The organism is Moorena sp. SIO4G3, from assembly GCF_010692305.1.
Classification (GTDB): Bacteria; Cyanobacteriota; Cyanobacteriia; order Cyanobacteriales; family Coleofasciculaceae; genus Moorena; species Moorena producens_A.
Genome location: NZ_JAAHIG010000452.1, coordinates 1 through 6,457 on the forward strand (window position 1 = coordinate 1; position 6,457 = coordinate 6,457).

General features: G+C 41.7%; 3 protein-coding genes and 2 pseudogenes. 2 read left to right on the plus strand and 3 right to left on the minus strand.

From position 1 onward, the window contains the following. Positions 1–282: 282 nt before the first annotated feature. Positions 283–408, plus strand: a pseudogene (locus tag F6J99_RS39655) (IS1 family transposase); the annotation flags it as partial. 152 nt (positions 409–560) lie between these two features. Further along, positions 561–2,381, plus strand: coding sequence for a fatty acyl-AMP ligase (locus F6J99_RS39660; protein ID WP_293121637.1), 1,821 nt, complete (start codon positions 561–563; stop codon positions 2,379–2,381). A gap of 618 nt (positions 2,382–2,999) precedes the next feature. On the opposite strand, the gene F6J99_RS39665 is transcribed toward F6J99_RS39660, so the two are convergent. From F6J99_RS39665 to F6J99_RS39675, 3 genes and pseudogenes are all read right to left on the minus strand, one after another. Further along, positions 3,000–4,517, minus strand: coding sequence for a serine/threonine-protein kinase (locus F6J99_RS39665; protein WP_293121639.1), 1,518 nt, complete (start codon positions 4,515–4,517; stop codon positions 3,000–3,002). A gap of 1,004 nt (positions 4,518–5,521) precedes the next feature. Further along, positions 5,522–5,671, minus strand: coding sequence for a hypothetical protein (locus F6J99_RS39670; RefSeq protein WP_293121641.1), 150 nt, complete (start codon positions 5,669–5,671; stop codon positions 5,522–5,524). Positions 5,672–6,161: 490 nt separating this feature from the next. Beyond that, positions 6,162–6,457: pseudogene (locus F6J99_RS39675) on the minus strand (hypothetical protein); the annotation flags it as partial.

Sequence of the window (6,457 nt, forward strand, 5' to 3'; positions counted from 1 at the left end):
GACAAGGCTCCACTATCTTACGGTAACTTGGCCGTAGGCCACGCTTGGCCGTAGGCCACGCCAAAGGCGAACGCGAACAAACCATGAGCGACTGCCGTGGTTTCCCCCATGAGCGACTGCATCAAGAACAGTAATACGACAAAAGCAATGCAGAGGTGCGACCCGTGGCGAATTTAATTACGGGTCAAAAGCACCATTACGGTCTTGGGGAGGCAGTGCGGTCTTGGGGGTTCCCCCCACTCGCTATTGCCGTGGTTCCCCCACTCGCGTTTTGCATCAAGACAGCGTCATAAACAAGTAGCAAAAAAAACTGGTAAAACTAATCATATTGAAAGATTCAATAATACCTGAAGACAAAGGATTAGTCGTCTGGTAATAAAAACTTTGTCATTTTCCAAAAAATTCTAAAATCACTTAGGAGCTATGCTGAAATTTTAATATCTTTGAGCGCTGAGGCGGTTTTTGGCGTTTGTTTATAGTTTGCTCCTATCCCTTTAGTCTAAACTCCAGTAACGCCGAAAATTCAGAAATTGATGGATGATTAATGAAGGAAAAATTTTATGAATACTAATAAAAAATTTACCTCTTTGATAGACCTGCTATGTTATAGAGGAACAAATGAACCGAACCAAAAAGCCTATACCTTTATTTCTAATGGAAAAACAGAGACAGCCAGCTTGACTTATGGAGAATTGGAAAAGCGTTCACGAGCAATCGCAGCTCAGCTTCAGGAGATGGGGGTAACCAGGGGGGAACGAGCATTGCTGCTCTATTCACAGCCTCTAGATTTCATTTGTGCTTTCTTTGGATGTTTATATGCAGGAGTCATTGCTATTCCGGCTCCTCCACCTGATGCAATTCGATTGAAGCGAACTCTGCCTCGACTTCAAGCTTGTGTTAAGGATGCCCAAGTTTCTCTAGTGCTGACTACATCTCAAATTTCTTCTCAGTTCCCAAGTGAATGGCAAAAAGACTTTGGGTATAATAACATGTTGTTATGGTTGTTTACTGAGGAGATATCAGAGCAACTAGCAAACCAATGGCAAGAATTAAAAATTAATCTAGATGCCATAGCTTATTTACAATATACTTCTGGTTCTACATCTACGCCGAAAGGAGTTGTAGTGACCCATAACAATGTAATGCACCATTCTGCCTATATCAAGCAAGCATGGAACTACACTTCAGATAGTATTGCTGCCACTTGGATGCCTTACTTCCATGATTATGGTTTGATTGATGGACTTATACAGCCTATTTATTCTGGTATTACTTGTTACGTAATGTCACCATTGACATTTGTTAGAAGACCGACCTGCTGGCTAGAGGTTATTTCTAAGTATAAGGTAACCCATAGCCAAAGTCCAAACTTTGGCTATGACTACTGTGTTCGTCAAGTTACATCAGAACAATTAACTAATTTAGATCTTAGGAGTTGGAAAACAGCTAGTAATGGAGCAGAGCCAATTCGTAAAGACACTATAGAAAAATTTATTAAAACCTTTGAACCTTGTGGGTTCCGTGCCACAGCTTTTTTTCCAGCTTATGGTCTTGCAGAAGCAACTTTGTTAGTTGCTACCAAGTCTCATAATGATGTGCCTGAAATTTCCTCAATTGCTGCATCAGCACTAGAGAAAAATCAGATTGTTGAGTGCGATGGGAATCAAAAGGGAACTCGATATGTGGTTAGTTGTGGTTTCCCGATTTGTGGAATAAAAGTAATTATCGTCAATCTCAATACTTTAACTAGGTGTGCGTCAGATGAAGTTGGCGAAATTTGGGTATCAGATTTAAGTGTTGCTCAAGGTTATTGGAATAGACCAGAAGAAACAAAGCATACATTTGAGGCATATCTAGCAGATACTGGTGAAGGTCCATTTCTACGTACTGGTGACTTGGGGTTCATCAAGAATGGTCAGCTGTTTGTCACTGGGCGCTTGAAGGATGTAATCATCATTCGAGGTCAAAATCATTATCCTCAGGATATTGAATTTACGGTTGAACAGAGCCACCCAGCACTGCGTAAAAATTCTGAGGCAGCATTTGGGGTTGAGGTAGATGGCGAAGAGAAATTAGTCGTTGTTCAGGAGGTGGAGCGAAGTTGGCTGCGAAAACTGGATTTCGATGAAGTAAATGGAGATATTCGTCAGGCTTTGATGGAGCAACACGAACTACAGGTTTATGCAATAGCATTGATCCAACCAGGTAGCATTCCTAAAACTTCAAGTGGCAAGATAATGCGTCAAGCTTGTCGGATTAAGTTTCTAGAGGGAACTTTGGAAGTTATAAATTCAGGTGGTGGTAATCCAGAACACTTAAGAAGACTAAGTGTTATGAGTGTTATGAGGGCAACTCCAAAAAATGGGGCGCATCTGGGGTAGGAACCAGGGCAAACGCATCTAAAATTAAATTGACAAGTAAGCAAAAATATGATTTTGGAAAATCTGGTTAAAAAATCTGGTTAAGTTGAGCACCAAATATGAGGCTGGCAAAATCATCGTCTCTATCTAGCCTTAGACCGCATCTGGTTTACCCGTATTCGGTCGAAGCACTGCACCCCTTGATCACTGCCATTTCCCAAGATGTGTCAGGCACTCAGCCCTTTTTCTTCTGGTATCCAAGGACTTAGTACTATAACTGTGTCCTTGACTTACTTTTTTCCCGGCGGATGGTGAGTGATGATACCCTCGGTCTTTTAAAGTAGGAGCCTAGGGTCTCTTACGGCTGTGCTGGTCGCAATTGCACTTCTGGGTTTATGTACGCAGTTTTGAGAGGGAGCATGTTACTTATGCACAACATTTGAACTAAATCTCTAGCCCCCTCATGGGTTTAAGCTTGCTCTGATGGTACATAGTTCATTTGTTCTACAACCCAAGACCTACTCCTGTCTTGAGGTCTTGAGAGACCCAAGGAGCGTCTAAACTCCAGTTAGTTGCTGAATTTCGGTATTGATTGGTTTTTTATTTTGCCTTCAACCTTAAACCTTCAACTTTAAACCTTCAACCTTCTGGACTTGGTGATGAATCACTAGATTTGACATCCAACCAAGCTCGGATTTCTTCAACTAACCAATTCAATTCAGCTTCTGGTAATTGTTCGCCAAAGATGTAGGTTTGGGATTTTTGACCAAAGGGTGATGGTCGTTCTACCTGAGTAGTGATCGCAATCCCCCGATGGTATCTGCCTTGTGCATCCCGATAGGCAGTAATATAAACTTCTTTAATTTGTGAGTTTTCTCCTCGATCCCATTTTTTGCGGCTCAAGGATGCCTTAATAATTTCAAATTTTTTGTTATCAAAACAAATACGAACTGCCTCAGAAAAGTCTTTTTCTGAGTTTAATGATGTTATCCACATCACTAAAAAAATTGGGATAGCTAAAGGCAGTAATGAGACTGGAATTGCTAATAAAATTACTAATATTTGAAGAATAAGGTGCTTAAATAAATCCAGTAAAATTGCTACAACTACTCCCAAACCAACACCAACTAATAACCGGCGTTGCCTAGACTTTTCTAAGGTCTTGAAGCGCTGTAGTGAGTAAGAAAATACGCCCTTTACCACCCCTCTAGCTTGTTTTAGGGCATGTTTGAGGGGTTTCATCACTATCATTTCCCAGTGGGAGGGGATATCAATGATCAGTTGTTCTGCTGATTTATGGATACGGACAACAGTGTCTGGCAGACCAGTTGGGGAGGTGTTGTTTGATGGAACCACTGGGTTAGTGTATAGCGCTTCAGTAGCTTGTTTAGCATCACTGAAGCGACGCTCCACAGCTGGTTCTGTAATTTTCTCTAACCAGGTCACCAAGCCAGGCTCAACAGTAGAACCAAGTAGTTGACGAAATTGAATCCGCAAATTTTCCTGAGGTAACTCAGCAGGTGCCACTCCAGTCAGCAGTTCAATCAAGGTCACCCCTAAGGCATACAAATCAGAAGCAGGCACAGCTTGACCCCCGAACTGTTCCATGGGAGTATAACCATAGGTTCCCACCACTGTAAATGTGGCACCCGCAGTAGTTGGTGTAGCCTGCACTGCTCCAAAATCGATTAAATATACCTGCTCATCCTCGCCCCAAATTAGATTGCTTGGCTTGATATCTCGGTGTAAGACTGGGGGGTTGAGCTGATGTAAGTACTGAAGAATTTCTAAAATATCAGCTGCGATAGTATTTACCTGCTGCTGAGAGAATCTAAACCCTTGAGACTGTTGCTGTTTCAGGGATAGACCAGGGATATACTCCTGAACCAGTCCAAACCACAGGATACTCTCATCAAGGGAAAAATAATCCCGATATTTGGGAATCCGAGGATGATCCAGTTGTTTGAGAACTTGCGCTTCCCGCTCAAATAGTTTCAAATCGTCCCATTGTACGGGACCACCTAAAGCCAAAAGCTTGACTACGACTTGCGTGTCAGACTGCGAATCCTGCGCTAGCCAAGTCTGGCGCACTGGATTGTCATTCAGCTGCTGCTGGAGGTAATAGCGATTTTGGAGGACTTTCCCAGATTCTAGCATAGTGTAGTAGGCGTTGAAGCCAGTTCTTTTACTATAGCTTTTGGTGAATACAACATAGTATAAAGAAGGATCCTTGTGAATAAGAGCAATCAACCATGTCCTGTAGCAGTTACAGAAGTATTGGGGCGGTTGCTAAGAGATTGTTGGTCAAAAAATTCTGATTCCCCTAAATCCCTCTGGTAAGCTATCAGCTATAGCGCGTGTCGCGTATCAGCTATCAGCTAAAGGCCTGTGGCCACGCTACTTGAGATGCTTAGGTGAGCTCTTACCATTAAGAATTAAATTCGCCACGGGTCGCACCTTTTGAATAAAATAAGCTGACCGCTGAGCGCTGACCGCTGAATCCTTACTCCCTCTGCCTGATTAACCCCCTTCCATCCCCCTTAAAAAAGCAGATTTGTTTCAAGGGGTGCTAGGAAGGAAATCAAAGACACGAAGCTCTTAGTTTTTAAAATTTGTTTTATGCACAGTACAGTCTATATTCAATAGAATAATAATTACATTTTAGGTAATTTTATTGATTGTTTAAATTTAACTTTAAATTATAACGAAGTGAATAATAAAACTAGATAAAAATTAAATTATTGCCCCAGCCAAGATTCCTAAATACCTATTTTAATTTATGACGGCAGATTATCAATCATAATTTTTACCAAAGCTGGCTATTTTTTTGATAAGGACATTGAATTAGCTTTAATAAAGCCAGTTTACATTCTGGATTATATATTTCTATAAACAACTCGTCTTTAAGATAAGTATGACAAGGATAATTACATAAACATAAATCCCTGTTTTAAAGCTGGAAGTGATTATAATATCGATCAAAAAAATTGGTTATGGGAAAACTAAGTTGATTACAATTTTTACAAATCATGATCTGGAATGTTCAAGTTTTAACTATTTGCAAGAGTAGCTTTTTGGTTAGATTTATCTAACTATAAACTCTGTCAATGAGATGTAGCAACTCTTGTGGAGCATCATCCTTTCCCAAACCGATAAGATAGTTATAGTCTCAAGGAGTTTAATTCAGTAGGTGTTGCAATTGCTGTTGTTGTAGTTGCCCAATCCCAGTGGTTGCCCAATCCCAACTTGAACCTTTTCTGTAATCCAGGCAGACTACCACCAGCCTGTGATGGCATAAAGTCTCTCCCCATCCCTGTTTTTGGCGGAACGGTTTTTGAGCTGGTGGAGCTGTTGCTTGAATAGTTCTATCTGTTGCGTTCTATCGGTTGCGGCTGGGCGGAGATTTGTCAATCTAATTAATTTAGATGTGTTTGCCCTGGGGGGAAGGCCAAACACACAACCAACCACCGTCACGGTTATTCAGTTTTTAAGGCGCGAAACCTTGCCACTTGTCCCTAAGTGTGATATTTTACTTGAGTGCTTATCGATACTGATTTAAAGCCAGCAAATCCCACACCATTTACCCCAACATAACCTCTGGGGAGTGTTGTAATTTGTTTTTACCTGGTAGTCGGTGTCCCACTGCTATCTTCAATGGCCTAAGACTTGGTTTCTTAGGAACCGATTCTGGTCGGGGTCGAGAAGACAAAGATACTGAAGACAATGTGAAATTATTCTTATGATTACTCAGTTAGCACCCAGTAACTGGCGACTCAAGCCAGGTTATCTGAGCTATAGTGGCTATTTGCACGTTTTTTGTATGCCGGGATGCAGGAATAGCGATCGCAATTTCACAGGCAGACAGTTATATGATTTCCGGATAATTACCCTCAATAAACATCTCCCCATCTCCCCATCTCCCCATCTCCCCATCTCCCCATCTCCCCATCTCCCCATCTCCCCACACTTCATCGGGTAAGTCAGCGGGATTGCTCCCGCTTCGTCCCCAAAGCACCGTGCGAACAAGTCTCCAAGTACACGGCGCAACCAATTCCAAAAGAACTCACTTATCTCTGCCACTCTTTTTCCTTGATTTG

What these genes read in the sequence shown, in the direction of transcription:
- F6J99_RS39660 (WP_293121637.1), top strand. Translation starts at nt 561, where the DNA reads ATGAATACTAATAAAAAATTTACCTCTTTGATAGACCTGCTATGTTAT.
- F6J99_RS39665 (WP_293121639.1), bottom strand. Translation starts at nt 4,517, where the DNA reads ATGCTAGAATCTGGGAAAGTCCTCCAAAATCGCTATTACCTCCAGCAG.
- F6J99_RS39670 (WP_293121641.1), bottom strand. Translation starts at nt 5,671, where the DNA reads ATGGGGAGAGACTTTATGCCATCACAGGCTGGTGGTAGTCTGCCTGGA.